This window comes from Halomonas sp. CSM-2 (assembly GCF_002119345.1).
Lineage (GTDB): Bacteria > Pseudomonadota > Gammaproteobacteria > Pseudomonadales > Halomonadaceae > Vreelandella > Vreelandella janggokensis.
Genome location: NZ_NBYR01000009.1, coordinates 91,401 through 115,476, shown reverse-complemented (window position 1 = coordinate 115,476; position 24,076 = coordinate 91,401). Strand labels below are relative to the sequence as shown.

Annotated in this window: 22 protein-coding genes; 12 read left to right on the top strand and 10 right to left on the bottom strand. The window is 55.8% G+C overall.

Features of this window, described 5'->3' with window-relative positions; all coding sequences use genetic code 11:
* Genes B7L15_RS09565 through B7L15_RS09555 form a run of 3 tightly spaced genes read right to left on the bottom strand, consistent with a single transcriptional unit; the run spans nt 1 to nt 2,359 of the window.
* Complete coding sequence (locus tag B7L15_RS09565) at nt 1–621, bottom strand: tyrosine-type recombinase/integrase (protein WP_085918748.1); 621 nt, start codon at nt 619–621, stop codon at nt 1–3.
* 42 nt (nt 622–663) lie between these two features.
* Entirely contained in the window at nt 664–2,049 is a 1,386-nt protein-coding gene (locus tag B7L15_RS09560; RefSeq protein WP_085918747.1) for an MFS transporter, read from the bottom strand.
* Nucleotides 2,050–2,083: 34 nt separating this feature from the next.
* Entirely contained in the window at nt 2,084–2,359 is a 276-nt protein-coding gene (locus B7L15_RS09555; protein WP_085918746.1) for a metal-sensing transcriptional repressor, read from the bottom strand.
* Nucleotides 2,360–2,483: 124 nt separating this feature from the next.
* Here B7L15_RS09555 and B7L15_RS19340 point away from each other — a divergent pair, with 124 nt between their 5' ends.
* Genes B7L15_RS19340 through B7L15_RS09545 form a run of 3 tightly spaced genes read left to right on the top strand, consistent with a single transcriptional unit; the run spans nt 2,484 to nt 4,437 of the window.
* Entirely contained in the window at nt 2,484–2,849 is a 366-nt protein-coding gene (locus B7L15_RS19340; protein WP_139839363.1) for a hypothetical protein, read from the top strand.
* A 55-nt stretch (nt 2,850–2,904) separates the two neighbouring features.
* Nucleotides 2,905–3,639, top strand: coding sequence for a HupE/UreJ family protein (locus B7L15_RS09550; protein WP_176243665.1), 735 nt, complete (start codon nt 2,905–2,907; stop codon nt 3,637–3,639).
* A 15-nt stretch (nt 3,640–3,654) separates the two neighbouring features.
* Nucleotides 3,655–4,437: a hypothetical protein gene (locus B7L15_RS09545; RefSeq protein WP_085918745.1), complete on the top strand. Its 783-nt coding sequence runs from the start codon at nt 3,655–3,657 to the stop codon at nt 4,435–4,437.
* 307 nt (nt 4,438–4,744) lie between these two features.
* Here the strand turns inward: B7L15_RS09545 and B7L15_RS09540 are convergent, their stop codons facing one another.
* Nucleotides 4,745–6,613: a putative bifunctional diguanylate cyclase/phosphodiesterase gene (locus tag B7L15_RS09540; protein ID WP_254902912.1), complete on the bottom strand. Its 1,869-nt coding sequence runs from the start codon at nt 6,611–6,613 to the stop codon at nt 4,745–4,747.
* Nucleotides 6,614–6,875: 262 nt separating this feature from the next.
* On the opposite strand from B7L15_RS09540, the gene B7L15_RS09535 reads away from it, so the two are divergent.
* Nucleotides 6,876–7,670 carry a 2OG-Fe dioxygenase family protein gene (locus tag B7L15_RS09535; RefSeq protein WP_085918744.1) on the top strand — a complete coding sequence of 265 codons (795 nt, stop codon included), beginning with the start codon at nt 6,876–6,878 and terminating at the stop codon, nt 7,668–7,670.
* A gap of 110 nt (nt 7,671–7,780) precedes the next feature.
* Here B7L15_RS09535 and B7L15_RS09530 read toward each other — a convergent pair whose 3' ends face one another.
* Nucleotides 7,781–9,145, bottom strand: a complete 1,365-nt coding sequence (locus B7L15_RS09530; protein ID WP_085918812.1) for a DegQ family serine endoprotease — start codon at nt 9,143–9,145, stop codon at nt 7,781–7,783.
* 152 nt (nt 9,146–9,297) lie between these two features.
* A complete protein-coding gene (locus B7L15_RS09525) occupies nt 9,298–11,529 on the bottom strand; it encodes a glycosyltransferase (protein ID WP_085918743.1) in 2,232 nt (743 codons plus the stop codon).
* A gap of 117 nt (nt 11,530–11,646) precedes the next feature.
* Between B7L15_RS09525 and B7L15_RS09520 the strand changes: the two genes are divergently transcribed.
* The gene (locus B7L15_RS09520; protein WP_085918742.1) at nt 11,647–12,327 is read left to right on the top strand and encodes a TVP38/TMEM64 family protein; all 681 of its coding nucleotides are present in this window, start codon (nt 11,647–11,649) and stop codon (nt 12,325–12,327) included.
* A gap of 90 nt (nt 12,328–12,417) precedes the next feature.
* Here the strand turns inward: B7L15_RS09520 and B7L15_RS09515 are convergent, their stop codons facing one another.
* The gene (locus B7L15_RS09515; RefSeq protein ID WP_085918741.1) at nt 12,418–12,642 is read right to left on the bottom strand and encodes an amphi-Trp domain-containing protein; all 225 of its coding nucleotides are present in this window, start codon (nt 12,640–12,642) and stop codon (nt 12,418–12,420) included.
* A gap of 206 nt (nt 12,643–12,848) precedes the next feature.
* On the opposite strand from B7L15_RS09515, the gene B7L15_RS09510 reads away from it, so the two are divergent.
* The 3 genes from B7L15_RS09510 (at nt 12,849) to B7L15_RS09500 (ending at nt 15,817) form a co-directional block, all read left to right on the top strand.
* Nucleotides 12,849–13,886 carry a hypothetical protein gene (locus B7L15_RS09510; RefSeq protein WP_085918740.1) on the top strand — a complete coding sequence of 346 codons (1,038 nt, stop codon included), beginning with the start codon at nt 12,849–12,851 and terminating at the stop codon, nt 13,884–13,886.
* 18 nt (nt 13,887–13,904) lie between these two features.
* Nucleotides 13,905–14,711: a M48 family metallopeptidase gene (locus B7L15_RS09505; RefSeq protein ID WP_085918739.1), complete on the top strand. Its 807-nt coding sequence runs from the start codon at nt 13,905–13,907 to the stop codon at nt 14,709–14,711.
* Between the two features lie 131 nt (nt 14,712–14,842).
* A complete protein-coding gene (locus tag B7L15_RS09500; protein WP_085918738.1) occupies nt 14,843–15,817 on the top strand; it encodes a calcium/sodium antiporter in 975 nt (324 codons plus the stop codon).
* A gap of 168 nt (nt 15,818–15,985) precedes the next feature.
* Here B7L15_RS09500 and B7L15_RS09495 read toward each other — a convergent pair whose 3' ends face one another.
* Nucleotides 15,986–16,519: an invasion associated locus B family protein gene (locus tag B7L15_RS09495; protein WP_085918737.1), complete on the bottom strand. Its 534-nt coding sequence runs from the start codon at nt 16,517–16,519 to the stop codon at nt 15,986–15,988.
* Between the two features lie 347 nt (nt 16,520–16,866).
* On the bottom strand, nt 16,867–18,180 hold the full coding sequence (locus B7L15_RS09490) for a DUF2254 domain-containing protein (protein ID WP_085918736.1): 1,314 nt from the start codon (nt 18,178–18,180) through the stop codon (nt 16,867–16,869).
* A 663-nt stretch (nt 18,181–18,843) separates the two neighbouring features.
* On the opposite strand from B7L15_RS09490, the gene B7L15_RS09480 reads away from it, so the two are divergent.
* From B7L15_RS09480 to B7L15_RS09465, 4 genes are all read left to right on the top strand, one after another.
* Entirely contained in the window at nt 18,844–19,251 is a 408-nt protein-coding gene (locus B7L15_RS09480) for a DUF2784 domain-containing protein (protein WP_422823724.1), read from the top strand.
* A gap of 53 nt (nt 19,252–19,304) precedes the next feature.
* Nucleotides 19,305–20,666: a CHAD domain-containing protein gene (locus B7L15_RS09475; RefSeq protein WP_176243664.1), complete on the top strand. Its 1,362-nt coding sequence runs from the start codon at nt 19,305–19,307 to the stop codon at nt 20,664–20,666.
* A 133-nt stretch (nt 20,667–20,799) separates the two neighbouring features.
* Nucleotides 20,800–21,441, top strand: a complete 642-nt coding sequence (locus B7L15_RS09470; RefSeq protein ID WP_085918734.1) for an O-methyltransferase — start codon at nt 20,800–20,802, stop codon at nt 21,439–21,441.
* A 105-nt stretch (nt 21,442–21,546) separates the two neighbouring features.
* A complete protein-coding gene (locus B7L15_RS09465; protein ID WP_085918733.1) occupies nt 21,547–22,062 on the top strand; it encodes an MgtC/SapB family protein in 516 nt (171 codons plus the stop codon).
* 52 nt (nt 22,063–22,114) lie between these two features.
* Here B7L15_RS09465 and B7L15_RS09460 read toward each other — a convergent pair whose 3' ends face one another.
* Nucleotides 22,115–24,040, bottom strand: coding sequence for a DNA topoisomerase III (locus B7L15_RS09460; protein ID WP_085918732.1), 1,926 nt, complete (start codon nt 24,038–24,040; stop codon nt 22,115–22,117).
* Between the last annotated feature and the right edge of the window lie 36 nt (nt 24,041–24,076).

The window sequence follows — 24,076 nt, the reverse complement described above, 5'->3', positions numbered from 1 at the left end:
TCAAACTTCTGTCTGTTCTGCCATTTCCAAAGCGTCATCTACCTCAATCCCTAGATACCTGACGGTGCTTTCCAGCTTCGTGTGACCCAAGAGAAGTTGCACTGCCCTCAAATTTTTCGTGCGACGGTATATCAGAGACGCTTTGGTGCGTCGCATCGTGTGCGTGCCATAGATAGACGCATCTAAACCTATTTCGGTGACCCAGGCTTTCACGATACGGGCATATTGGCGCGTGGAGAGATGCTTTGCGCTATTGATTCGGCTTGGAAACAAGAAGTCCTCGTTTCTGAGTTGAGCAAGCTGTATCCAGTCCACAATAGCGATACGGGTTTGCTCGGTTATTTCGAACTGGACAGGTCGATGTGTTTTTTGCTGCATCACGATGGCTCGTGGTGATATGCATGCACCATGAGCTATATCTCGTACTAGTAAATTGACTAGATCGCAGCCTCGTAATTTGCTATCGATGGCTAAGTTGAAGAGGGCAAGATCTCTCGTCTTTTTGGCAAGCTGTAGCCGCACACGTATGGCCCAGATATCACGAAGGCGCAGAGGCGCCTTCTGCCCAACCAACTTGCCTTTATTCCAAGGTGTAAATGAGATTTCAGTCGGAGCGTTCATGGCATGATCCTCCATCAGGTGGAGGTCAAAGAATGGAACATTTCACCTAAGCTTGTGCTGTGATGGCCAGTGTGCATGGTGGTCATCAATAACCAAGACGTGTCGATGAGAGCCTCGAGAATGATGGTGTGAATGGCGATGAGGTTCCGGCCCCTCCCACCCTTCATGCTCGTGTTGATGATGCTCATCATGATAGTGAAGATGGCTATGGCTTATTGGCGGGTGCTCATGCGCAATCTCGATAGGGTCTCGACGAGGCCAAACAAGCATCGCAAGCCCCGTAGCGCTCAAAGCCAATGTCCCGAGCAAAGCGAACGTTCCCGCCAGACCCAGATTCACCCCTAGCCAGCCAGCCAACGGATAAGTGACCAACCAGCAGCTGTGTGACAAAGAAAACTGGGCAGCAAACAGCGCTGGACGATCCTCCGGCTGGCATGATCGCTTGAGCAGGCGACCGGTGGGCGTCATGACCAATGAGGCCCCCGCGCCCAGCAGTAACCATAGCCCGACAAGCCCCGCAAACGATGGTCCCAGCCAGCCCAGGAAGAGACTGAGTGACATCATGACGCCACCCAGCAGCATGATGGGGCGTTCTGTTACTTGATTCAGTATCTTGGGTAACATCAAGGCCACCAGCATGGAGCCCCCGCCTGCGGCAGCAAAGGCCAAAGCTACCTCTTTTTCGCCAAGCCCTAACATAGAGCGCACTAGCACGACGGTATTGACAATCTGCATCGCTCCGGCGGCTGAGACCGCCAAGTTCAACGCCAAAAGGCCGCGCAAACGAGGTGTTTTTAGATAAATTCGTATGCCGTGAGAAACCCGCCGCCAAACGCCGGGAATTTCCTGTAGCGATTGTGACTCGGGCAATATCACCGATATCACCAGAGAGGCAGAGATCACGAACGCCAGGGCGTTGAGTAAAAACAGGACATCAAAGCTCATTACCATCAGCAATGCCGCTGCCACCATGGGGCTAAGAAGATTCTCCAAATCGTAGGCAAGTCGTGACAGGGATAATGCTCGCGTGTATTGCTCTTCGTCTTCCAGGATGTCCGGTATTGTCGCCTGGAAAACGGGCGTGAAGCCTGCAGAGCAGGCATTGAGTAAAAAGATCAGCACATAGATTTGCCACACGTCTGTAACGAAGGGCAGTGAGCACACCACGGCTGCACGCAGCAAGTCCAGGCTAACCAATAAGGTGCGCCGGGGTAGGCGTGAGGCGTAGGCACCCACCAGTGGCGCAATGCCCACGTAGGCGACCATTTTGATCGCCAGCGCGGTACCTAGCACGACACCCGCCTGCTCACCAGCAAGATCATGAGCCAGTAATGCTAGTGCAACGGTGGTTAGCCCGGTGCCGATCAGTGCAATGACCTGAGCGAAAAAGAGATGGCGGTAGACGCGATGGGCGAGTACATCGAGCATAGAACTTCCCCAAAAGAGAGGTGCCTATAAACGCTTACAGGTAGCGTGCAATCGTCTTGAACTCTTCGGCCCGCTTCGGCTGCGTTTGATTCTGAGAATCTAGGGCTTCGTCTAGGCAGTGGTCGATGTGATCCAGCACCAAGGTGCGTTTAGCTTGCTGAATGGCTTTCTCTACCGCATGGAGTTGCTGAGCGATGTCCAGGCAGTGGCGTCCATCCTCTATCATCTGGGTCACGCTCGAAAGGTGCCCCCGAGCGCGGTTCAGACGCTTGATGATATCGGGATGTGACTGGTGAGTATGCATTGTCATGTTCTTTTCCCTTATTATGTTCCTATCCCCCTGGAGGGGATGGTAATCTACCGCTGTTATTTTGCCAACGCTTCGGCTAAGGCAAGTGGTTATCTAATTTTCACTTTTATCCTGGCTGTTTTACATGCTCCATCGGCTGCGCCACCGTCTTGGCTATCTGACCCTACTGGTACTGTTCCTGCCTAGCCTGGTACTCACCAGTGTGGGTGAGGCGCGTGCGCATGGAGCCGCGAGCATGGTTGGCGTTGAGTCGTCTCTCCATGAGAATGTGCATAAGGGCCATGGACACACGCATGACCACGCACACGATAACGGTCAACACCTATCTCATGAGAGCGGCAGTCACTTCCACGAACAAGCGGATCGGTTAGGGGCGAGCATTGCCATTGTACTAAACGTCCGTCTTGCCTTGCGGCTAGGCGAACGGCGTGGTTCCCCCCTGCGTCGTATCTACCGCTTGGAGCGCCCTCCACGGCCAGTCTTCGCTTGATGACTGGGGCCATTCATCGGATGGCCAAGACTAATGACAGACCCGTGGAGGTTGCATGTTTCCATCCCAAGTAAGGGGTGCGCTCGGCTTGCCTATGAAGGCCCGACGCCACGCCTTAGCCTTTCTAACCCTGCTGTTAATGCTACTGGGCGCCAGTGGCGAGGCGCTTGCTCACGCGGTGGCTGAGGGTGACAAGGGCTACATCCAAGAGATCTATGGAGTTCATCTGATCTCGTTTATGTATCTCGGTGCTAAGCACATGGTAACGGGGTATGACCACATTCTGTTTTTGCTAGGGGTCATCTTCTTCCTCTACCGAATGCAGCATATCGCTATTTACGTCAGCCTCTTTGCCATCGGTCACTCGGCAACCATGCTGCTCGGGGTGTACTTCAATATCGGCATCAATAGCTATCTGATCGATGCCATCATCGGGCTCTCCGTTGTTTACAAGGCGCTCGATAACATCGGTGCGTATCAGCGCTGGTTCGGCTTTCAGCCCAACACCAAGGTCGCCACGTTGGTGTTCGGTCTGTTTCATGGCTTTGGCCTGTCGAGCAAGATCATTGAGTACGATATCTCACCCGATGGTCTCGTCCCCAACCTCCTGGCATTCAATGTAGGCGTAGAGATCGGCCAGCTACTGGCATTAAGCGCCATTCTCATTGTGATGGGCTTCTGGCGACGCACTACGGGCTTCTTACGCCACGCGTATACCGCCAACGTCGCCATGATGTGTGCTGGTTTTATGCTGGTGGGTTATCAACTCACCGGCTATTTCATTGCCTAATTGAGAGAGTCCCCGATGTATAACACTGACCTTCCAATCCGTGCCGAACTGCCGTCAACGGGTAAGTTACTTCGTTCTACGTTGATGGCCGCTGTTATCGCCGTCGCCTTGCTGATTACCGTCGTGCTGCCTGCTGAGTATGCCATCGATCCCACCGGTGCTGGTCGCTTGTTAGGGCTGACTGAGATGGGAGAAATCAAGACCCAGTTGGCTGAGGAAGCCGAGCTTGATCAGGCCAATGCTCAAACCAGTTCTCAGCAGGCGTCTCAACCCGCTGCATCTCCAGAGACCGCCAGTGATCGTCAGCCTGAGACGGCAAGCGATGCTGATTCTCAAACTTCCAATTCAGCCTCAGCGAGTGATCCAGTTGCACCTTCGTCCACTGATCCTGAAAGGGTGATGACCGACCCCAGCGTGGCGCTGGTGGAAGCATTGGCAAGTGAGGAAGCCGTTTCCCAGACAGTGCAAGCGGAAGAAGCGTCCCCATGGAGCGATGAGGTGAGCTTTACGCTGACGCCAGGAGAAGGCACGGAGTACAAACTCACCATGCAAGAAGGGGCGGTTGCTACCTTTGCCTGGGCATCAGAAGGTGGTCCCATCAACTTTGACACCCACGGTGATGGAAATGGCAACTCCATCAGTTACGAGAAAGGGCGTGGTGTACCAGATGACGAAGGTGAGCTAGAAGCCGCTTTCACCGGCAACCACGGCTGGTTCTTCCGTAACCGAAATGACAACGATGTAACCATTGTCTTGCGTGTGGGGGGAGATTATGGAGAGTTAGTAAAAGCCCTTTAACGGTTTAGCCTCTAGCGCTCTCTTGAGTGCTAGAGGTGTTCTTCGAACCAGTGTCATTAAAGTATCCATAGTGGATTAATCTACTGGTATACCGCTTGTTATGAAATTACCTCTAGGCCCATAAGATAAGGGGAGGGCTAGGCCAGCAAACATATTTAGACGTATATGCGAAAGGTCTAGAATCAGGTTCTGGCCGATAACGGCGATCCCGCTAGAACCCCGGGGTTAATCCAAGCGACCAGGTGGCATCGGGTACGCCCACAAGATCCGGCAACCCTTTGCATTGCAAGCCAAATCACGACAAGACTCAGCTCGACAGCCCTTCGGGACCAGGCTCGAAACCGCCCAGCAGGCGGTCGATGTCCTTGGCAGGCATCGGCCGGTAGAAGAAGAACCCCTGGATGAGGTCGCAATGCATTTCGCGAAGCAGTGACAACTGTTCGGCGTTCTCGACGCCCTCGGCCACCACTTCCAATCCCAACCGATGACCGATGAAGATGGCACCCTCCATGATGGCTCTATCCTTCGGCTGTGTGGGAGCGTCGTGGATGAAGGAACGATCGATCTTCAGGGCGGTGACTGGGAAGTGCTTGAGATAGCTCAGGGAGGAATAACCGGTCCCGAAGTCGTCGATAGCAATGTGAATACCCCGATGATAGAGGCGCCACAGGTCCTCGAGGACGGTCTCGTCGGCTTCGATCAGGACATTCTCGGTCAATTCGATGCCGATATCCCGCGGACCCAAGCCGTGACGCTGCAGCGCGTCCTCGAAGCTCTTGAGGGCATCGGGACGCACCAGTTGACGCCCCGAGACATTGATGTCGACGCGGTGCTCATGAAAGCCCTTGGCACGCCATTCCACCTGCTGGCGGCAAGCCTCTTCGATAACCCAGTCGCCCAGACGATGGATCACACCGGAACGCTCGGCCAGCGGGATAAACTCGGCAGGCGAGATCGGCGGGCCCTCGGCAGGCTCCCAGCGTAGCAAGGCCTCGAGATTCTCTATTCGCCCACTGGCCGCCGAGACCTGGGGCTGGTAGTGGAGGGAGAATTCACCGTTCTCCAGGGCTTCCTCGAGTTGCGCCGAGAGATAGTGCTGGCGAACCAGCTCATCATGGAGCTTCTGTTGGAAGAAACGTACAACACCCCGACCATCCAGTTTGGCACGATTCTTGGCAACATCGGCATTACGAATCAATTCGCGTGACGATTCACCATTCTCGGGAAAGAGCGCCACACCCAGGCAGGCCGTGACCTGAGACTCTCGACCATCCAGGACGAAAGGTTCGCGGAAGACATTCTGGACATGACGAACGATCCGTCTGACATCTGGGGCCAAGTGGACGCCGGGAAAGGCCAGCACGAATTCATCGCTAGAGACACGGGACACCAGGTCAGTGACTTGCTGGCACTCTCTCAGTCGCCGAGTCAGCTCAATGAGCAGGCGATCGCCCTGATCATAGCCAAGGGCATCATTGATCTCGACGAAGTGATCGATGTCCAGATAGATGGTTGCCAGGCCATTGCCCTGGCGTCGACAGGAATCCAACTGACTGTCCAGATCGACCTCGAAGGTCTGGCGGTTAGGGAGATGGGTGAGCCTGTCGAAACGGGTGGCGAATTCCAGATCACGGTGGGCGCGCTTTTGGTCGGAAAGATCGACATCCACGCAGAACATCAGGGGGGAGTCGGTATGCTCATTGAGCATCAGATGCTGCGAAAAGACCGATACCAGTTCGCCGGTTTTGTGCTTGAGCTCAAGTTCATCGGCGGGTATTGCGACCCCTTCTTTGATCCAGGCACAATGCGCCTGGATCACCTCGTCACGCATGAAGGCAGGAATGATCAGATCTTCCAGTAACTGTCCCTGGGCTTCCTCAGCGGTATAGCCATAAAGACGAGTGCTACTCTCATTCCAGTAAATCACTCGCCGATCGCGATCATAACCCTGGACCGCCACCTTAGGCAGACTCTCCAGCAGCGCGCGGAATCGCTGCTCACTCTCCAGATACTGGCGACGTACTAACTCAACTTCTTCTCTGCTGGCATCGTGCGAATCGATGCCAGCAGTTGAAGGTGTCTTTGACGCCTTCAACACGAGCGCACCGGAAAACCCCCTGCGTTTTTTCTTCAGGCGTTCCGGATCTCGGTAATGTCGGGAATCGCTGGCAGCCATGGGGTCCACTTAAATAACAAACACTGTTAAGAGCCATCATGATGGCCAAAATAGGCACTTTGTTATGATTATCCTACACCTTGTAGGAGATAACCTACACATACGTCATCAACGGTCTGATCCTTTTTTCAAAAATAATCACTCTTTTTTAGTACATTTTTTTGACATATCGTTGCATATCTTTTCATTTTCTTCCTGTTGACCGCAGTGTTTACACCGGCAACACCGGGCAATTCCGCCCAGTTAACAGGAGAAGACCCACATGAAACTCGATACTCTGAAGCACGGTTTCGACCCCACCTCCATGCCTGCCGATTCACTCGCCGATTATTGGAATTCGGGAGTGACCGAGGCGTTGAGGCATCAGGATTGGGCGAAAACTGATATTCGGGAGCGAATCGATCTGACCGCCTGGCAGGGGTTTACCGCTGACCTGCCGCGCGATCCCTACGTTAACCAGCGATGGAAGCGGATGTCATGGCTCGCCCTGAATGATCAGGGCGATGTCGAAGATATGGGCCAATGCCCCATGGCCCAGGGGGGAGCCTTCAACGACGCGGAAAGCATGGCGGATCGCCTGCGGTACTATGATCCGCTGACTCGGGAATTCATGGGACGCCCCGATGTGAAGGCCTTTGTTCGCGCCTGGGCAAGGCTGTGGAGTATCGGTGCGCACGAACCCATTCTGATGCAGATCACCGGGGTTCGCGGCGAAGGCAGCATCGACCCCCTCCAGGGACAGGGAATTCATGCCGATGGCTGCAAGGCCCTTAGCATTCTGGTCATCAATCGGGAAAACGTGGCGGGTGCCGAAAACCACCTCTACGCCGACAAGGCTGGCACGCAACCCTTGGCCGATATCACCCTGAATCCGGGGGATATCCTGCATCTGAACGATGACCAGGTATTCCACAGTGTCGACGGGATCGAACAGCTCGACAGCGAGGCACCCTTCGAGCGGTTTATCATCATCATCAACAGCCGGTTCGTGGACGACTTCCAGAACCGGATGCTGCGTCGCCACTTCCCGGAAGCGGTCCTCAATGAGAGCTGCTGATACTCTCGGTAAATGGAGAACCTAGCAATACCTACGCCCCCGGAATTCCGGGGGCGTCTTGGTTGTGCGCCAGGCAGAACGAACCTGGGTGAATTTTCTCTCAGCCGTGATCAGTCATCGTTGCCAAATCGTATGGCCACAAAGTAGGCGCGGCCTTCGCGGTTGAGCAGAACAGGCAGTGTTTGATCGTCAGGCAGATTTGTCAGCATTGTCTTCAGCTGGCCTGGGCTCTCAATCGGCTGCTGGCCGATGCTGACCAGAACGTCTCCGGGGCGAATGCCAGCGGCTGCAGCGCGGCCGGTCGGGTCGACCCTGGCAATGCGTACCCCATGATCGATGCCGAGCCGACGTTTCTCCATGTCGTTCAACGGCTGGACAGCGATACCCAGTCGAAGCGGATCGCCGTCTGATTGATGAGGACCGGCATTCGGCCACTCGCCAACCTCTACGGTGATGGTCTCATTCTGGCCATCGCTCAATACGGAGAGTTCGACGACGTCACCGGGTGCTGTCTCACCGACCAGGCGTGGCAGTGTAGTGGAGTGGTCCACCTCCTGGCCGTTGACCTCCAGTATGACGTCGCCTGCCTGAAGGCCACTGTCAGCCGCTGGTCCGCTGGGTTCGAGTTCGGCGATCAAGGCGCCCTTAGCCTGTTCCATACCGAAGGATTCTGCCAGGTCCTTGGACACTGGCTGGATGCTGACGCCGAGCCAACCGCGACTCACATAGCCGTCTTCACGCAATTGTTTGGCAACATCCATCGCCACATCGATGGGAATGGCGAAGGAAAGGCCCATGTAACCACCACTTCGGGTGATGATCTGGGAATTGATACCCACGACTTCGCCATCCAGGTTGAACAGAGGTCCGCCTGAATTGCCGGGGTTGATCGCCACGTCGGTCTGGATGAAGGGAACATAGACGTCCTGAGGCAAGGTGCGGTTGATGGCGCTGATGATGCCGGAGGTCACAGAGTGGTCGAAGCCAAAGGGCGAGCCGATAGCGGCGACCCACTGACCGACCTTGAGGTCGGTAGACTCACCTAGGTTCAGGGTGGGCAGGTTGTCTGCCTCGACCTTGAGAACCGCCACGTCGGTCTTCTCATCGGCTCCGACCAACTCTGCCTCAAGCTGGCGGCGGTCGTTGAGGCGTACCAGAATCTTGTCGGCATCCTTGACGACATGGGCGTTGGTCATGATGTAGCCGTCTTCATCGAAGATGAAGCCCGACCCCAGCGATCGACGCGGCTCGCCTCCATGGTCGGGTGAGCCGCCTGGCGGCGTCGGAAAACGGTCGCCAAAGAAGTGGCGAAAGATCTCCGGGACCTCTTGCCCGCCGAATTGCCGGGATGAGGTCATCGTCCTATCGACATCGCGAGTGGTCGAGATGTTGACCACGGCAGGCGCGGCAGTGTCGACCAACTCCGTAAAGTCCGGAAGCTGAGGTTCGTCGGCAAAGGCTGGCGTTGCCAACATCAGCAATAGCGCTAAGCCTATCAGCCAGTAGGGCGATTGGGGTTTGAGCGTCACGACTGGCTCCTTTCTTTCAAGTGCATGGAACATGACAGCATTTTTGTTACAGCGGCCACTTTATAAAGTTCCTTACACTAGTGTCGGGACTTGCACGATTAATCAGCATGGCGCTTACGTCGCGCTTCGATCACGTAGCGGTAAACACGTAGCACAGCTGTGGCAAACTTCTCGATACAGTGTTCGGCGGCACAGCGCGAGGCTTGTTCGCTCATGCGTGTTTTTAATTTATCGTCGCTGAGCAGGGTGTCGATACGTTCGCACCAAGCCTGAGGGTCGGGGGCCGTCTTGTAGCCGTTAACCCCGTGCTGAACGATATCCTCGATGCCGCTGGAGCGGATCACCACTACCGGCAGTCCCGCGGCCATGGCTTCGAGTACCACCATGCCTTGCGTTTCCGAGCGGGAAGCGAAGACGAAAAGCTCGGCCAGGTGGCAGTAGCATGCTACTTCGTCGGGAGGGACGGCCCCAACCAACGTAATGTGCTTGCTAAGGCCTAACGCTTCAATTCGTGCCTGCAATCGCTCGTGGTCATGACCCTCCCCAAGCAGTAGCAGGTGAAAGTCGTGCTCACTGCTGTCGCGTAAAAGCGCTAAACCATCGAGCATAAAGTCGATGTTCTTCTCTTTGCTCAGGCGTGAAATTGATACCAGCACGCGTTTGCCTTCAAGCCGGTAGCGTTGGCGTAGCGTGTCGATCGCGGCGCTGTCAGCGGTGGCAAAACGCGCGTATTCGATCCCCGTCGGCTGGACAAAGATCGGTTGCTTGACGCCGATAATACGCATGTACTCCTCGGCGGAGCTGGTAGGAACAATCACCGCATCGCAGCCGTTGGCAAAGCGCTTGACCAGGGCGTGGGAAATCAAGTTGCGAAACAACGGCCCTGGTAGTGGCACATAGTGAGCGTAGTGCTCCAAGCGGGTGTGGTAGGTGTAAACCACGGGCACTCTGAATAACCGACCCAACAGCTGACCGGCGCGGCCGATCCAGAACGGGTGGTGAACGTGAATCACCTGTGGAGCAAAGGCGCGCACACGCTTAACCAAACGCCAAGAGAAAATGTTAGCCAGGCGAAACTCTTTGTGGCGGCCCATTGGCAACAGCGAGGCCAGGCGCAGTACATCGGCTTCCTCATTGGGAGGCTGATGGGGGTAGCCCGGGGCGACGACCAAGACGCTATTACGAAGCTCTGTTAAACCGCGTTTTAAGCGCTCAACCGATATCGGTACGCCACCGATAAATGGCAGGTAGTTATTGGTAAACATGGCCACTTGAAGTGGCATATCACCACCGGCGTCCGGGTCAATATCAAAGTCAGGGTAGTAATCCTGCTCGGTGAAGATCCGCTTGTATAACCATAGCGCGATGGCAATGAACGTGGAAACGATCAAGATGAAGTTCAGGTAGCCAACGTAAAACAGTGAGTAGATAAAAAACCATAAACTTTCCAGCGTGCGCCAGATCGGGTGCTGGCCAATATCCAGGCGCCTTTCGCTAATCTGGATGTCATCGCCGTCAACGCTGACGGAGACAAAGTGGTGGTAGCTCTCGTCATCATTGAGCACTAATCCGCCGGCACCGCCGGTGGTGATATAAGTGGTGCCACCATGTTGCTGACGGTCAAACAGCGGCACCTGGGAAGAGAACACTGCATCCACGTCGGCCTGCTCGATCTGGCGGGTCAACCCTTGGCGCGCGGGGTTCTCAAGGTGATAGTCATGGTCATCGTCCAGGCCGAAAAGCCCTGCATGGTCCACCGGGTAGAGTGGGTGGGCACTGAAAAGAAACTGATTGGGTTCGCGCTTTGCGGCAAGTACTTCATCAAGCCATCGTATTTGCCAGCCAAAGTCGGTGGTGCCGGTGCTGTCAAGAAAGGTGAACCGGCTTTTCCCTGCGGCAAAACTAAAGTGATAGGGGCCGAAGTGGTCGTAAAAGCGAAAGCCACCGAGCCGACTTTCCTCATGGGGGCCGAAGGTTAGCAGGTATGGCATTTCCAAATAACTGAGGGTGCCAAACAGTGCGCGGTATTTGTCCTCGCCACCGCTGGCGACAGCATTGCCAGCGGAGATGATAAAGTCATAGCCCTCGCGATTCAGGCGAGGGATAATTTTGCGCTCAAAAATGCCCACCGAGTTGTTAATGTTGCCCAGCACAGCAAAACGGTAGGTATCACGTTCGGTAAGCATCGACTCAATGGCGTTGACCTGGGCAGCGTGAGCGCTGGCAAAGTCCTGCTCAAAAAAATTCAGGTAAGCTTTGTAACCCAGCAGTGCAGCAATAAGGGCAAGGTTGAGATAGAAAAACCACGAAATGAGTCGCTGGCGGGGCACTCGTTGTGTCTCCTGGCTGGGTGGGTAACAGGGGCGATAAGCTGACACAAACGTGCCCGCGCGTCGACAACCCAATATTTTACCCTGTGGGCAATTGGATTTGAGGAGAAAAAGCGGATGGTGCGTCCCGTCACAATAGCGCTAAGTGTTCTAGCATTGCTACTTGCACTCGGCGGGTTATGGCAATGGCTGACGGTCAATGACATTGTGACAGTTAATAGCCTCCGTGCGTGGGTAGCCGCATCACCTCAGTGGCGAGATTCTTCTTGGGTGTTTGTGCTGGTGACGGTCGTCTATGTGATCGCCCTTTTGGTGATGTTTCCGCTGAGTATCCTAGTGGCCGTCACCGGTTTGATATTCGGTCCGGTATGGGGGTTTGTTTATGCAACGATGGGGACGCTGGCGTCGTCGGTCGTGTCGTATGCTGTCGGGCATCGCCTGGGGCGCGAGGCGTTGATGAACCATGGCGGCAAACACATGAATGGGCTTTCGCACTACCTGTCCCGTCGCGGCATCCGTGCAATGACGCTGATTAACCTGCTCCCATTGGCACCTTTTACCCTTACCAATATGATGGCGGGGGCCTTTCACATCAAGTTTCGCGATTACATGGTCGGTTCAACCCTGGGCATTGTGCCAGGGCTCGCAGCCGTCACCTTGTTGGGCAGCCAGCTTGGTGCGCTTGTGACGGCCAGTGACTCCCGCGATGTCATGTTGTCGCTGGTCGGCCTGGGGCTTGGCATCCTGCTGCTATTTGCGCTGCGACAATACTCCCGGCGCAAATCGCGAACGCGCTAGCGGCTTGCTGTGACTCAGTCGGCAATAACCAGCGCCGCTTCAGCCGACGCCAAGCAAATCCTCGCCGTCATGTCAGGTGACTACCGGTCGCTATTCATGATGCCATTTGATCTGAAACTCTATTTCTTCTTCATCATCTGAGCGTTCGTGCTCGATGGTGAACGCCGCTCGGACGGGAACGTAAATACGCTCGCCTGCAATCTGAATATCGAAACGTTCGCCGTTCTCGATGGAATCCGCCAACCGCCGCAGCTTGGCCACAAAGTCTGCCTTCGAGTAGCCTTTTTCTACATCCCTTTCTTCTTTAGTGCTCATTTAACGCTCCTCGGGTCAGTCGTTATTGCCAGTACGTATCGGTAAGTCGCTTGATTTCCAGCATAACAGGCCATACGTAGTTGGTACTGTGCGACGTAAGGCAAACGCGGCAGCGACGAAACGTTGCCAGAGCTTCTGGGACACGCGACGCCGACGCTAAGGTCTAGGCTTCGCTCCACTTTTGGCAGTTGTAAGGATCATACACCATGACGCACGCGACCATTCTACAGCAAGGAACTATCCACTGCTTTCCCGCTGGGTTGCGCGATGAGCAAGGAAAACTGGTCAATGCCGAGGTCTCCGCGGTGCTCTATGACGGCAAAAGGCTGATTCTGGCCAGTGACAAGCCGGTCCCCGGCGAGGAACGCTCGGCGGTCTTTACCATGCCGATGACGGCACAAGGCCCGGATGACAGCCAACTGGAATACTACACAGCGCCGCTGGTCAAGCAGGCTGTCAAGTACGAGGATTTATCCCTCACGGCGGATGGTCGTCACGTACTGGCAACCACAGGCTTTGATCGAATCGACAGTGAAAGCCATGTCCTGAACGACTATAACCATTTGTTGATTTGGCCGCTGGGCGAACCTGAAAAAGTGCAGGCAGTAGACCCCGACCCACGGGATGGCGTCGAAGGCTCCCTGGAACTGCGCACCAAGCTCGATGAGGCCGTTGGCTTCCCCTATTACAAGGTTGAGGGGCTTGCTGCGGTACCTGGAGAGCGCGGCGATGGCCTGTTGTTGTTCGGCATTCGCGAACAGGGGCGGGCGCATGATGACTTCCGTTACGTAAGCCGTATCGTGGGCGCTCATTACGAGATTAGCGACACTGGTAACCTGGTGTTTATCGATAAAATGCGCGAGCACTACGCCTTTGATCCCGGCCATCACCCGGCGGTTCGTTATGACTGCGGTTTATCGAGCCTGGAGTATGATCCCTACCATGCACGCCTTTACCTGCTTAACAGCTTCGAGGTGAAGGAAGCCGGGGAAGAACGCATCGGCGGTTACCTGTGGGAGGTTAGCCTGGGCGATTTTCGAGCGGGCAGCAGCCCGGCACTAGTGACCACGCCTGAGGGACTGCCCTTGGAGTTCGAGCACAAGGCTGAGGGGCTTGCCGTACTGGATCATGATCGACTGTTTGTTGCTTACGACAACGATCGGCATCTCGGTCTAGGCAGCGTGGATGAGCGTGATGAACGACATGCCTGCGAGGCGCCCTATACTCTCCTGCAGGTTACCTGATCCTTGGCGAGGCCGTTGATGCGTCTGCGATTCCCGTTACACCTGCTGTTCATATTGCAGCTGGCACTTCTGGCTGGTTGCGATGAGACGCCAACAGGGCGTTCCCAACTGGCATTGGTGCCCGAAAACCTGATGGCACAGATGGGGGAGGACACCTTCGACCAGTTACTCAATCGCCAGCCAGTTTCACGCGATACGCAGGTGAATGAACTGGTACAGTGTGTGGCTGACAAAGTTGTGGCGGGCGCTGAGGCAAGCTACCCAGGGCTCGCTTTCCCTGAGCGCTGGGACGTTGTCGTCTTTGAGGACTCTTCTCCCAACGCCTTTGCTCTCCCTGGAGGGCGCATCGGTGTGCATACCGGTTTACTTCGAGTGGCCGAGACACCCGCGCAACTCGCGGCGGTGATCGGACACGAGGTAGGCCATGTGCTGGCTGACCATGGTAATGAGCGATTGACCCAGCAACTCGGCATCAAGGCCGGGCTTTTGGTCGTGGGATTACTGGGTGAGGGTGAGCTGGGGCATCAGCAGTTGATGCAGGCTTTGGGCATCGGCGCCCAGATCGGCATCAGTCTGCCGTTCAGCCGGACCCATGAGGAAGAGGCCGACCTGATGGGGCTGGCGATCATGGCCCGTTCGGGGTTTGACCCGCAAGAGAGCGTTGCGCTGTGGCGCAATATGGCCGCTACCGGTGGAGGTCAGCCTCCAGAGTTTCTTTCGACTCATCCCGCTCACGAATCTCGTATCAAGGTGCTCGAAACGTCCATGGATGAAGCGTTGGCAACCTACGAGAATGCCTCGCCTGCAGACTGTTCCACATCGTGAGGATCCAGATAATCTGCCATCCTGTCTCTTCAGCTATCTGATACGACATTCCGACCATGACGACGATAAAGATACCGACATCTGACGGGCTGGTTACAAACAGTGCCCTTTACAACGATTGAGGAGACGTAGTGATCTTACCGATTCTGGCCATCATCCTGGGGTTTGTCCTGCTCCTGTGGAGCGCTGACCGCTTCATCGATGGTGCCTCGGCGGTAGCCGGGCACATCGGGTTGCCTTCTTTGGTGATCGGCATGGTCATCGTCGGGTTCGGCACGTCGGCACCCGAGATCGTCGTGTCCATCATGGCGGCCCTGGACGGGAATCCTGAACTGGCCCTTGGCAATGCGCTGGGATCCAATATCTACAACGTTGGCCTGATCATCGGAGTAACGGCGCTGATCGTGCCGATTGCGGTGCACTCGACAATCATCCGTCGTGAGTTGCCGTTGCTATTGCTGTTTGGAGCCGTGGCAGGGGCATTCTTCTGGAATGATCAACTTGGCCGATTGGAGTCGGTGTTGCTACTGATGGGGTTCTTCGGCCTGATGGCCTGGACGACCTGGGCAGCACTGCTTGGCAAGGGTGATCCATTAGCCGTCGAGACTGAACAGGAACTCTCTTCGCATGCCATGACACTTGGCCGAGCCATCCTGTGGCTCCTGGTTGGTCTGGCGCTGCTGTTGGTGAGCTCGCGGATGCTGGTGTGGGGGGCTGTCTCCGTGGCGAGTGCCCTGGGCGTCAGTGATCTCATCATCGGACTAACGATCGTGGCGCTTGGTACCTCGCTGCCGGAGTTGGCATCGTCGATCGCCGCGGTTCGCAAGGGGGAGCACGATATTGCCATTGGCAATGTCGTGGGTTCCTGCATGTTCAATCTATTGGCAGTGGTCGGTATCGCTGGTGTTATCGCACCGATGGAGGCACTTTCAGCGGAGGTCATGCTCCGCGACTGGCCGGTGATGATGGCCATGGTAGTAGGCCTGTTCATCATGGGCTTTGGAATTCGCGGCAAGGGGCGGATCAATCGAATTGAGGCGAGTCTGCTACTGCTGGGGTTAGTGGCCTACAACGGCTGGCTGGTCAATGCTGTACTGACAGTTTGAAGGCTTTGCTCTGACAGGTGGTGGCCGCCATCCAAGGTTGAAATAGGAGATACCGCCTTTGGTCTGGCGGCTTTCGTTGGGCTGGAAGCGCATAACTTGGCAGCGCACATCAATCGTATCGACGTGCCGGTCCTTATGGACCGGCATTGTCGGGCAAGGCCCCAACGATCAGGGGTTGAGGCGGTTATTGGCGTCGGTAAAGCCGATCAGAGAAATATCCAGGTCCATGCGGTCGCCGCGTGGACCAATCATGCTGAGGGTTGCCGTATTGCCACTGCGGAGTTGCTGCAACATCGACGGCTCAATGGGGGCGTCAGCACGGCACCCTTGCGCCTGGCAGACTTGGTAAGGGAACTGGATTGGCTCACCGTTATCCACACTTAATTGCAAGCCTGCGGCCAGACGCACCCCCAGCGGAACGAAGAAGCTCATTACCGGATCATCGATCTGGGGTGGGTAGTTGAGAATGACCTGCATCAAGGGCTGGTCGCTGCCAGGTTGAGTAACCAATTGCGACATCGCACAAGGCGACGGGCCCTCGGCATTACGCCGGCAACGCACCTCCCAGTCCTGGAAAGACTCGGTGGTGACATCATCACCGGTAGACGTACTCGGTTGTTGTTGGCTGAAGGCGTTGGGAGACAACACCAAGATCGATAATAGACCCATGATGCATAGATTTTGAGCAAGACAGCGCGGCATTAGCTTGATCTCCTGTTGGTTCACGGATGATGGATGATAATACTCACCATGCCTGCTTGTTCGCTTGAGGTCGAGCCCCTTGGGTCAGTGTTGAGCTCAATGACGCTCGAAGCAGTCCTGAATTGTCAGCTAACTGCCAAGGATGGGTCAGTTTTAACCCGGCGTTATGCGTTGGGACTGGCCGGTGATGATGGCCAAGGTAGTGGGGCTGTTTATCATGGGCTAAGAGGTTCGCGGCAAGGGGCGGATCAATCGCATCGAGGCGAGCATGCTACTGCTGGAGGTAGTGGCCTATAACGGCTGGCTGGTCAACGCCGTGTTGAGAGTCTGACCGAGTGGAAGACCCGTTATAGTGAGTTTGGTTCTGTTATGGGTGGCAATGCCGAAAACTCAGCAGTTTTGCGCACAGCATCGATATCGTCTTGAAGCGACATTGCGCTTTCTGAACGGGCCAGTGCCATCCTTGAATGTTTTCTGGCGGCCGCCACCATCGCACTATCACCTGTTCCGGCCAGAGCGAGCAGGGCTTTCTGCAATCGGATCGACACCTCCACCATACCCGCGCCGTCCCGGGCAATTGCCGTAAAGGCATCGTCGAACAGGTCGTCGATCAGCAGTTCTGGCACTGAGATACGGTTATAGGTAATCGCTTGCAACCGGTCTATCTCTACGGGGGATTGCCAAAGGGTAAATAGTCGCACCAGTGTGCCAATCACGTTTATCGCGGTTCCCGGGTCATTGATGCCCGGCGATAGCGCTTTGTCGGCGATTTCGGACAACGCCAGCAGCCCGAAGCGAGGATCATCCTCAAAGGTACGGCTTGAGCCAATTGTGAAGGCACTGGAGAAAGCCTCTGTCTCGAACGCCTTGCATTCTTCGGCGTCTTTAACAATATGAAGCAATGGAAGGTGTGTATGAACAAAGGTACCCGGCAGTACCGCTACTGTCACGTGGCAATTGTGCGCTTCAGCACAGGCTTGTAATGTCTCCAGGTCGATATGCTGGACATAGCCAATTTTTGAAGAACAGGTAGGAATGCCCTTGTCAGCCGCTTGATGCGGGGAGGCTGTCAACGCGCCGAGTGAAGGCGCATGCCGACGGCGGTTCAGTGCGTCGCCTGCGGCCTTTTCCGCTTTCTCGATGGTATTCACCACTTTGCCTAGCCGTGCGATTCTGTCCACCCAACGAACGAATGTGATGATGACAATGGCAAACACCAAAAGCGTCAGTGCAAAGATCGCAAACCGTCCTGCCACGTCAAACATGTCATTCTGGATGGTTATCAGCGAAACAATACTGAAGATAAAGGCGCCTATAAATGCCGACAATGCGTTCTGGGTAACGTCATCCGCAATCACCAGCGGTATGGAGCGGGGAGTTGCCCCGGTGCTGGCGGATGCATAAGCGGCCACCATGGAGCCCACTGCAAATGTTGCAATCACCAGCATGCTGGACGCCATGATGGTCAGTAGCGATTCGACAGACGCCAGGGTGATATCGGGTAGCACACTCGACAGCCCCATTGTGTCAGCGAGCATGGCGATGAATGTACCGCCTATAGAAAGCACGCAAAGGAGCAGTGGCTTGACCCAAAGACGCTCGCTAATCCGACTAAAAGCAAAGCGCAGCTTGTCCAGGGTTAACAGCTTTGATTGAGCCATAATTCCATCCTCTGTGGTTAGGCTCAAGGTTCTGAGGCCGACTTGTAAAAATCCAGGCTGCAGGTCCGACGTCGAACCCAGTCGAGCTAACGGCCGCGCATATGCTGTCTTCGTTATCCCGCGCCTGAACCCCTTAGGCAACCCAGAAAACGCCCAGGCGAGAAGCTGTATCTGGAGAGTGTACGCCTTCCCGAGATGCGGAGGAATACAGCGAGCGCCGCATAAGCGCTGTAAACAGTGCATTCCATCGGCGAGGTATGCCAGGATTGCCGTGTATCGTAGGCAGCTTATGCTTGCATCTTTCAGGCGCTTAATGGTGGGGATTCACGAGTTGGCCAATGCAGCTGGATATGTGATTTATCTATTTCGTCAGTTGTGTCGACTTGTCGCTCTCGCTGGTCCCAGCGGGCTTCACGGAAGCTGCAAGACGCTGTTTACGATTTCGGGTGGCGCGATAGGGTTTGTCATCGTTATTGCTCTTTGCATGTTTGGCATGCGTGATGACGGAATCTTTGGCAGAGTTTATTTTGGCAAGCGTTGCTAGCCGCATTCGACACTGGCTAGAACGTGCTAGGCGAGGGTTTAATCGCGTTTGCAGAGGTCTGTTCATGGTAATTGGCGCAGCGCTGCCGTTGCGGGCTTGAAGCATCTACGGAATGAATCGTGATAACTAAACAGTGGCTATTACTGTTGCTCGCAGACGCTATCCTGATACTCCACGTACTATTTGTAGCCTTCGTGGTATTAGGCCTGTTGGCTATTTACGCAGGGTACTTCCTGGCGTGGCAGTGGGTGCGTCACCGCGGTTTTCGTATCGTGCATTTATGCGCCATCGGTTACGTCGTGGGGCAAGCCTGGTTGGGGATGGTCTGTCCGCTGACGACCTGGGAAATGGCGCTCAGAACCGAGGCGGGGGCGGCCACTTATGCCGGTTCATTTATTCAGTATTGGCTGCACAGCCTTCTTTACTACAGCGCGCCGGACTGGGTGTTTGGTGTGGTTTACAGCATATTTGGCGGCTTGGTGCTGGCGAGTTGGTGGGTGGTGCGGCCACGTAAACGGGTTCGCTAGCATATGTGGGTGTACTAAACTTGGTTAATCATGTCGCAATGAGGAGCGAATACATGCGGCATCTTTTCGTGATGCGCCACGCCAAGGCCAAGCAACCCAGTGACAATATGACCGACTACCAACGGCCGTTGCACAAACGGGGAAAGCGTCAGGCGACGGCAATGGCCCCTGTGCTGCAGCGCTGGAAAGCGTTGGAGGGGCAGGTTCACGTCAGCACGGCGGCTCGTACGCTGGAAACCCTCGACGACATCGCCGCGCAGTTGCCAGAACGAGCACTCATCAATCAGCCTCAATTTGACGACGCTCTCTACACCTTCGACGGTGAAGAACTACTGGCATGGCTCAAAGCACTGCCTGATGAACCCGAAAAAATGCTTGTTATTGGCCATAATCCGGCCCTTGTGGATCTCGCCTGCTGGCTCAATAAGGAAACGCCGACGTCGCTGCCTACCGGCAGCGTGCTGCATTTCACGTTGCCCGATACACCCTGGTCATCCATGGAACCTGGCTGTGCGGAGCTGGTGAGACGACTGACCCCGGAAGAGGCCAGCTATTCACTTTTCAAGCGCCTTGCCCCCAAACCATCTGATCATAAAGGCAACACGTCCAGCCGACTCCTTGCCATGCTCGAGCACCAGTACCGGATGGTCAGGGCTCTGGAGCCGGGGGTGATCGCAGGTGTTGATGCTGAATTTCTGCATCAGTACCGGGTTAACCTGCGTCGCAGCCGGGCAGTGGGCGAATCCGTACGTTCCATTACCAAAGTGCCTGGCCTGAAAAAAATGCTTAAGCGGCTCAAGCAACGTGCCCGGGCCACCAGCGACCTCCGCGACCTTGACGTGTTTCTGGAGGATATTGGCAATACGTCACCGCCGCTTTCTTTCGCGACTCGTCAAGCTTTGCAGCAATGGCTTCAGGATTGCCAGCGGGCAGAGCATCAAGCCCTTTGCGAGCAGTTAAGCGCGCCAGCCTACGCTGAGGAAATGCAAAACTGGCAGAGGTTTATCGCTTCCGATGACGTCAAGAAGGCGCTCACCAAGCTGACGCCCAAGCGTATCAAGGCGGTGCTCAATAAGCGCATTGCACGCCACGATAAGGATCTGGCGGCACTTTCTTTAGACGCCCCTGACACCTCTTTGCACGAACTTCGCAAGGGCGTGAAGCGCATCCGTTATCTGGCCGATCTGAATCCCAAGGTCCCCAAGTCGTTTCTGGCAGAATTGAAGCACCGTCAGCGCCTGCTCGGTGACTTTCAGGATCTATGCACTCGACAGGCCTGGCTGAATGCCTTCATCGAAAGCGCTGATAACGACGCTGAACAGAAGAAAGAGTGCGCGTCATGGGGCGCTTCATTGGAGAAGCCGAAGCAGGAGCTGCGCAAGGAGGTATTGGCATTGGCGCCTCTGGCCCGCTAGTTGATACCCATCTGGCGAAGCTCATCAGGTGCGTTAAGTTGAAACCGTGCAGTTCTGCATGGCGATACATGGCTTTCCATGGTCAAGCACTTGAGCCTCAACACTATACGGTCAAACGCAAAGGAGTCCTGGGATGGCTAAAAAATCTCAAGGAAGCGGCATTTCGCCTTCCGGGTCAAGTGAGTCATTACAAGCGCTGCTAGTCGAATTGGAGCAATTTGGGCAGGAAAACGACGCGACAATCGCCGAGCGCCCACGGCGAATGCTGAATATTACCCGTGATACCGGGGAGTTTCTGTCAGTACTGGTTCAGGCGACCAACGCGCAGCGTGTGCTTGAGATTGGCACGTCCAACGGATATTCCACCTTGTGGCTGGCTCAGGCGGCACAAAAGATTGCCGGGCACGTGACGACAATTGAGCAATCTGACTTCAAGCTTGAGCTAGCGGCCAGTAACTTTGAGCGCTCGGGGCTTTCTGATGTCATTACCCAGCTTCGCGGGGAAGCGGGCGGCCTGCTGGAAGCAATGCATGACGAAAGCTGCGACCTTGTTTTTCTGGATTCCAAACGCTCGGCGTATGTGGCCTGGTGGCCTACCATCAAACGTTTACTACGCAGGGGCGGGCTTCTTGTCGTTGACAACGCCACGTCCCACGCTGATGAAATGGATTCTTTTATGACGTTGGTATCGGCAGATGCCGATGTCACTACCTGCACAGTACCCGTCGGGAACGGTCAGTTTTTGGCAACCTTAAAATCATATGGAAAGCGTTAGATAGGTAGGCACCACGACTAGCTACTAATCACGATTTGTTATTTTGAATAGATTGTTAAAACGAAATACAAAGCATCTCTGTTCAATATGCACAGGAGCTAAAAGGTGCAGGCAATCAATGACGTCATAATCTCCGAGTTTTCGGAATTTAACGATTTGGGTGAGCTCATCATTGTGGTGATTCGGCTACTATTGGCAGCTGTTCTCGGTGGCCTGTTGGGGCTCGAGCGAGAGCAGCGAGGCAAGGCGGCTGGTATTCGGACCCACATGCTGGTCTGCATGGGTGCTGCTTTATTCATTTTTATTCCTGAGCAAACGGGGATTTCTGATTCAGAGATGAGCCGTGTCATTCAGGGGGTCATTGCAGGCATCGGTTTTCTGTGTGCCGGCACCATCATTACCCGCAAAGATGAACAAGGTACGTCAGGCCTCACCACGGCGGCTGGTATTTGGCTGACGGCCGCCATTGGGGTAGCCGTTGGTCTGGGGCGCGAGCAGACAGCCGTTTTATGTACGCTGCTGGCCTGGATGGTGCTTTACGTGGTGCCTTTCTTTTCGCGCCCTATCAGCAAGAAAAAAGCTTCAACCTCTGAGGATGATGACGATCATTCCGATGTCTGAAGCCACCAAACGACCATAGCCCCATCAGTTGCAAGTCGATAAGGCGTTAGCGTTACTGCACTGGTGTTTTACGACTGCCCCTGCTGTTGGCTTTCTTCTTGCTATAACGTTTTCTCGGCTTACTAGCGCGCTTCACCGGGCCACCGGCTTCGCCCTGTGCCGTTTGCAGGCTGTTGCGTAGCCTGGTGGCGTCGCTGTGGCTGAGCAGACCGCGCAAGTCGTCCAGTAATGCCTGCTGAAAGGTGTTGGCGTCATCCTGCTGTTCGGAAATAGCGCGCAGTCGCTGTTCCCAAAGCGCGGTGCGTTCCGGCGTGCTCACGGCGCTGGGCAGGGCGGCGATGAGCGCGCTGCCGAGCTTGGTGGCACGCAGGGCTTTTTGCTTGCGGACCAGGTAGCCGCGTTGCACCAACGTTTCGATGATGCCGGCGCGGGTGGCTTCGGTGCCCAGGCCGTCAGTGTCGCGCAGGGTGCGACGCACGGCAGGGTCGTCCACGTAGCGGCCGATGTTCATCATGGCCTTGATCAGGCTGGCATCGGTGAAGGGTTCCGGCGGGCGGGTTTCCTTCTCCTCAACGCCTGCACCCATCGCCTGGCAGGTTTCTCCTTGGGTGAGCGGCGGCAGTGGCGGGCTTTCATCGCGGGTGGTAAACAGCGGTTTCCAGCCGGGGTCAAGAATGCTTTGGCCGCGAGCGCGGAAGGCTTCATTAAGCAGCGTAAACTCGGCCTTTACCTCAAAGGTGCGCAGCGGACGGTAAAACTGGGCCATAACGTTGCGTACGATCAATCGAAAGACATGCCCTTCGGTCGCGGAGAGCTGGCTGAAATCTGCTGGCTTGCCGCTGGGGGCGATGGCGTGGTGGGCACCTACCTGCTTGTCGTTCCAGGCTTTGGAACGTAGCGAAAAGTCCGCGCCTTTCAGCCACTGTTGAAGGGCTTCATCGTTCTGGCAGGCGCCGCTCAGGCTGCGCTGGGCAAGCGGGAGGTGCTCTTCGGGCAGGTAGCGGCAGTCGGAGCGCGGGTAGGTAATCAGCTTGTGCTGCTCGTATAGCCGCTGGCAAATATCCAGTACTACCTGTGCAGAAAGCCCGTGACGGCGGGCAGCGTCGACCTGAAGGGCTGAGAGCGAGTACGGCAGCGGCGGTGCCTGGCGTTTTTCCTGCTGGTCGAGTTGGGTCAATTGACCCGAGGCGCCGGGTAGCTGCGCTGCCAATGCGTCGGCGGGTCGGCGGTCGATCAAGCGCCCCTGGTCATCTAATGGCTGGTGTTCCTTGGGTGCCCACCAGGCGCGCAGCTGGCCCTGAGCGACCTTGAGGTCGGCCCAAAGGGGGTAAAAAGGGTGGGGCACAAAGTCTCGAATAGCGTTGTCGCGGCGCACGATCAAGCCCAGCACCGGGGTTTGTACGCGGCCTACGGAAAGCACGCCGTCGTGGCCTGCCTGGCGGCCGGTGAGCGTCCAGGCGCGGGTCAGATTGATGCCGTAGAGCCAGTCAGCACGGGCGCGTGCCTGGGCCGCCTGGAACAGTGGCTGGTACTCGGCGTTGGGTCGCAGGCTGGCAAGGGCGCGGCTGACGGCGGGCCTGTTGAGGTCGCTGATCAGCAGCCGTTGTACCGGGCCGCGGTACTTCATGTAGTCGATCACTTCCTGTACCAGCAATTGACCTTCGCGATCCGGGTCACCGGCGTGAACGACCTCGCTTGCCTGTTTGATCAGCTTGCGTATCACCGCCAGTTGCCCGCGCGCTTTTGAGCGCGGCATCAATTTCCACTGCTGCGGCACAATGGGTAGCCGATCCAATCGCCATTGTTTATCGGCAGGGTCGTAGGCCTCCGGGGCTGCCTGTTCCAGGAGGTGTCCCAGGCACCAGGTAACCGTGGTATCGCCGCAGTGAATGGCGCCGTCCTGTCGTTTTCCGCTCCCGGGAAGTGCATCGGCAATTGCCCGGGCAAGGCTGGGTTTTTCGGCGATAATCAAGCGCATGCGGGAGATGCCTTAAATTGTGTAACGTAGGAATAT